Below are 4,201 nucleotides of genomic sequence, written 5' to 3'. Positions count from 1 at the left end.
CAGGCATCAAACAAAGCCGAAAGCCTCATGCGAAAGCATGAGGCTTTTTGCGTTGTATCTTCCTGAAACACCGCAAGCACTCCCCCTTCGTATACGGTAAACTAGCCCTGTTTTTGCATCAGGATAGCGTGAATGAATCTCTCCCTTAAGCCGTGGAATACCTTTGGTATCGAGCATAATGCCCGTCGCATCGTATGCGCCGAGAATACCCAACAACTGCTGGAAGCCTGGCAGAGTGCAGTAGAGCAGCAGCAACCGGTGCTAATCCTTGGAGAGGGCAGTAATGTGCTTTTCCTGGAGGATTTTGCCGGAACCGTCATCATCAATCGCATCAAAGGCATCACGATTAGTGAAGAGGCTGATGCATGGCTTCTGCATGTTGGCGCCGGTGAGAATTGGCATCAGCTTGTGCAATTCACGCTTGAACGCGGAATGCCGGGTCTGGAAAATCTCGCGCTGATCCCAGGCTGCACGGGATCCTCACCTATCCAGAATATCGGGGCGTATGGCGTTGAGCTGCAGCGTGTCTGCGATTATGTCGACTGCGTTGAGCTAAGCAGTGGCAAACAACAGCGGTTAAGCGCAAAAGAGTGCCGTTTCGGCTACCGCGACAGCATATTCAAGCATGAGTATCAGGATCGCGTTGCGATCACTGCCGTAGGATTGCGTCTGGCTAAAGCGTGGCAACCGGTACTCACCTATGGGGACCTCACCCGGCTTGATCCTGCGACCGTAACACCGCAGCAGGTCTTTGATGCCGTCTGTCATATGCGTACCAGCAAACTGCCGGACCCGAAAGTGTATGGTAACGCGGGTAGCTTCTTCAAAAATCCGGTGATCACGGCTGAACAGGCGGTTGCTCTGCTGGCTGCTCATCCTCATGCTCCCCACTATCCACAGGCCGATGGCTCGGTAAAACTGGCCGCCGGTTGGCTGATCGATCAATGTCAGTTGAAAGGGACATCAACAGGCGGTGCTGCCGTTCATCACTTACAGGCTCTGGTGCTCATTAATGCAGATAGGGCGACAAGTGATGATGTGGTTCAGCTTGCCCATTTAGTGCGCCAGCGCGTCGGCGAAAAATTTAACGTCTGGCTGGAGCCAGAGGTGCGCTTTATTGGCCATGCCGGTGAGGTGAATGCCGTGGAGGTTATTGCGTGAAAGATAATACTATCCCATTGACGCTTATCTCGCTTCTGGCTGACGGCGAGTTTCACTCCGGTGAACAGCTTGGCGAGAGCCTGGGTATGAGCCGGGCTGCAATTAATAAACATATACAGACGCTCCGGGACTGGGGTGTGGATGTGTTTACCGTGCCGGGGAAAGGCTACAGCCTTCCTGAACCTATTCAACTGTTGGATGAGACATTCATCCGTCGTGAAGTTGCGCAAGGCAGTGTGGCTGTATTGCCTGTCATTGACTCCACAAACCAGTATTTGCTCGATCGTCTTGCCGGATTGCAGTCAGGCGATGCCTGTGTCGCTGAGTATCAGCAGGCAGGCCGTGGACGCCGTGGCCGGAAATGGATTTCGCCCTTTGGGGCCAATCTCTATATCTCCATGTACTGGCGTCTTGAACAAGGCCCCGCTGCCGCTATCGGCTTAAGCCTGGTTATTGGCATCGTTATGACTGAAGTATTACGCGACTTGGGTGCTGACCAGGTGCGCGTTAAATGGCCTAACGATCTTTATCTCAACGATCGCAAACTTGCCGGTATCCTCGTTGAATTGACAGGTAAAACAGGCGATGCAGCGCAGATCGTAATCGGCGCCGGTGTCAATCTGGCCATGCGTAATGCGCAGGCGGGTGACATCAATCAGGGCTGGATTAACCTGCAGGAAGCGGGCGTGCGTATCGACCGCAACGTTCTTGCTGCACGGCTTATCACTGAGTTACGCAGCGCACTGCACTGCTTTGAACAAGAGGGGCTCACGCCTTTTCTTAGCCGCTGGGAAGTGCTGGATAATTTTATTAACCGTCCGGTTAAATTGATTATTGGCGAGAAAGAGATCTTCGGTATCTCTCGCGGCATCGATTCGCAGGGGGCATTATTGCTCGAGCAGGATGGCGTAGTTAAACCCTGGGTTGGTGGGGAAATATCGCTACGCAGCGCGGAATAACGGCAAGGGAGCAGAGATGCTCCCTTTTTTATTACTTACGCAGACGCACTTCTTCAACAGCATGATTAGCACTTTTGGTCATAATCAGGCTTGCTCGCTCGCGCGTTGGAAGGATATTTTCTTTAAGATTTAATCCGTTAATTTCTTTCCACAGCGATTGCGCAATCTCGACGGCTTCCTCTTTCGATAATTTCGCATAGTTATGGAAATAAGAATCGGGATTGGTAAAAGCGCCTTCACGGAATTTCAGGAAGCGATTGATATACCAGTTCTGCAGCAGCTCCTCAGGCGCGTCGACATATATTGAAAAATCGACAAAGTCAGAGACAAATACATGATGCGGGTCATGAGGATAATCCATACCGCTTTGCAGTACATTCAACCCTTCAAGAATCAGAATATCGGGCTGAGCAACCGTCTTGTCGCCATCCGGAATAACATCATAAATCAGGTGCGAATAGACCGGCGCGGTGACATTGGTCACCCCTGATTTGATATCTGACACGAATTTCACAAGGCGATGCATATCATAGGATTGCGGAAAGCCTTTCTTCTTCATCAGACCGCGATCTTTCAACACCTGGTTTGGATGCAAAAAACCATCGGTAGTAATGAGTTCAACGCGACGATGCTCGGGCCAGCGGCTCAACAAGGCTTGCAGCACACGTGCCGTGGTGCTTTTACCTACCGCCACGCTTCCGGCAATGCTGATGATATAAGGAATGCGCTGCCCATTAGTGCCAAGGAATTGTTCAAGCACGGCCTGACGGCGCAAGTTGGAGCTGATATAGAAATTGAGTAAACGGGAAAGAGGGAGATAAATTTCCGCCACTTCTTCTAAAGAAAGGTCTTCATTAATGCCTTTTAATCTCGCGATTTCGCCCTCGGTCAGGGTCATAGGAACCGAAGCACGAAGGGCAGCCCACTGGCTGCGATTAAACTGTAGGTAGGGCGTCATTAACGTTTGCTCTTTTTTACTCATACGCTTTTATCAGCCTGCCATGGCTCTCTGCGGTGCGCCCGGCGGCGCGCAACGAGAGCATCTCTTTAGATAATGCTATGGCTCGGCGTTATTAAATAAGTGGGAACAATGGGCAGGAGGTTAACACCAGATGACAGTGAATAATATGAAAAATCACGCCCCGGAGAGTGTTTCCCACACATCGCTCATGCCTATTAAGATGGATCCTTAAATAGGCAATGTAATCAAAGGGGATGAGGGGACCTTTTGGCACAGCCAATTCGCGAGCAGAAATGGTGGTTTTTTCCACGGTGTTGCATGAAATTACAGCATTTATTCGTGTTGTCGTGCAAAATGTGAGCGATAGAGCATTTTGTGCAATTTTTTTGTTGCATCCCTCCGCAGGTCTCCCTAGAATGCGCGCTACTTGATGCCGACTTAGCTCAGTAGGTAGAGCAACTGACTTGTAATCAGTAGGTCACCAGTTCGATTCCGGTAGTCGGCACCATCAAGTCCGGTGGGGTTCCCGAGCGGCCAAAGGGAGCAGACTGTAAATCTGCCGTCACAGACTTCGAAGGTTCGAATCCTTCCCCCACCACCATTTTCGGTTACGCTAAAACGTAACCTGAGTTGGTGTCAGTAGTGAATCAGCTCTCAGGGAGAGAATCTTCTCCCGGCAATACAGAAGCACTGGGTAGCCGAGTTTCAGGATGCGGGCATCGTATAATGGCTATTACCTCAGCCTTCCAAGCTGATGATGCGGGTTCGATTCCCGCTGCCCGCTCCAGACGTGCTGATATGGCTCAGTTGGTAGAGCGCACCCTTGGTAAGGGTGAGGTCCCCAGTTCGACTCTGGGTATCAGCACCACTTCACTTCTCCTTCCTGGTTTCTCTTCTGTTATTTAGCATTCAACGAGTCGGGCATGTTGCCTGGTTGATGTGGTGATATCACCGATTTATCCGTGTCTTAGAGGGACAATCGATGTCTAAAGAAAAGTTTGAACGTACAAAACCGCACGTTAACGTCGGTACTATCGGCCACGTTGACCATGGTAAAACAACGCTGACTGCTGCAATCACTACCGTACTGGCTAAGACCTACGGCGGTGCTGCTCGCGCA

Annotated in this window: 4 protein-coding genes and 4 tRNA genes; 7 read left to right on the top strand and 1 reads right to left on the bottom strand. The window is 50.9% G+C overall.

What is annotated here, in order from left to right; all coding sequences use genetic code 11:
- The first annotated feature begins 132 nt into the window (after positions 1-132).
- Complete coding sequence (murB, locus tag IAE50_RS25440) at positions 133-1,161, top strand: UDP-N-acetylmuramate dehydrogenase (protein WP_200135761.1); 1,029 nt, start codon at positions 133-135, stop codon at positions 1,159-1,161.
- On the top strand, positions 1,158-2,120 hold the full coding sequence (gene birA, locus IAE50_RS25435; protein ID WP_094419089.1) for a bifunctional biotin--[acetyl-CoA-carboxylase] ligase/biotin operon repressor BirA: 963 nt from the start codon (positions 1,158-1,160) through the stop codon (positions 2,118-2,120). Before murB ends, birA begins: the two co-directional genes overlap by 4 nt.
- A gap of 31 nt (positions 2,121-2,151) precedes the next feature.
- Here birA and coaA read toward each other — a convergent pair whose 3' ends face one another.
- On the bottom strand, positions 2,152-3,102 hold the full coding sequence (coaA, locus tag IAE50_RS25430) for a type I pantothenate kinase (RefSeq protein WP_034812588.1): 951 nt from the start codon (positions 3,100-3,102) through the stop codon (positions 2,152-2,154).
- A 411-nt stretch (positions 3,103-3,513) separates the two neighbouring features.
- Here coaA and IAE50_RS25425 point away from each other — a divergent pair.
- The 5 genes from IAE50_RS25425 to IAE50_RS25405 all read left to right on the top strand — a co-directional run.
- Positions 3,514-3,589, top strand: a tRNA-Thr gene (locus tag IAE50_RS25425).
- A gap of 8 nt (positions 3,590-3,597) precedes the next feature.
- Positions 3,598-3,682: transfer RNA gene (locus IAE50_RS25420), tRNA-Tyr, on the top strand.
- A 111-nt stretch (positions 3,683-3,793) separates the two neighbouring features.
- Positions 3,794-3,868, top strand: a tRNA-Gly gene (locus IAE50_RS25415).
- Between the two features lie 5 nt (positions 3,869-3,873).
- Positions 3,874-3,949: transfer RNA gene (locus IAE50_RS25410), tRNA-Thr, on the top strand.
- Between the two features lie 114 nt (positions 3,950-4,063).
- The coding region (locus tag IAE50_RS25405; protein ID WP_023204020.1) for a GTP-binding protein at positions 4,064-4,201 on the top strand (138 nt) is incomplete at its 3' end.

Source organism: Kosakonia sp. S42, assembly GCF_016624785.1.
In the GTDB taxonomy this organism is placed as follows: Bacteria; Pseudomonadota; Gammaproteobacteria; order Enterobacterales; family Enterobacteriaceae; genus Kosakonia; species Kosakonia cowanii.
The sequence above is the reverse complement of the archived record's forward strand: the minus strand, read 5'-3'. Positions and strand labels throughout refer to the sequence as shown.

Coding starts and splice junctions, on each gene's coding strand:
- murB (WP_200135761.1), top strand. CDS start 133: ATGAATCTCTCCCTTAAGCCGTGGAATACCTTTGGTATCGAGCATAAT.
- coaA (WP_034812588.1), bottom strand. CDS start 3,102: ATGAGTAAAAAAGAGCAAACGTTAATGACGCCCTACCTACAGTTTAAT.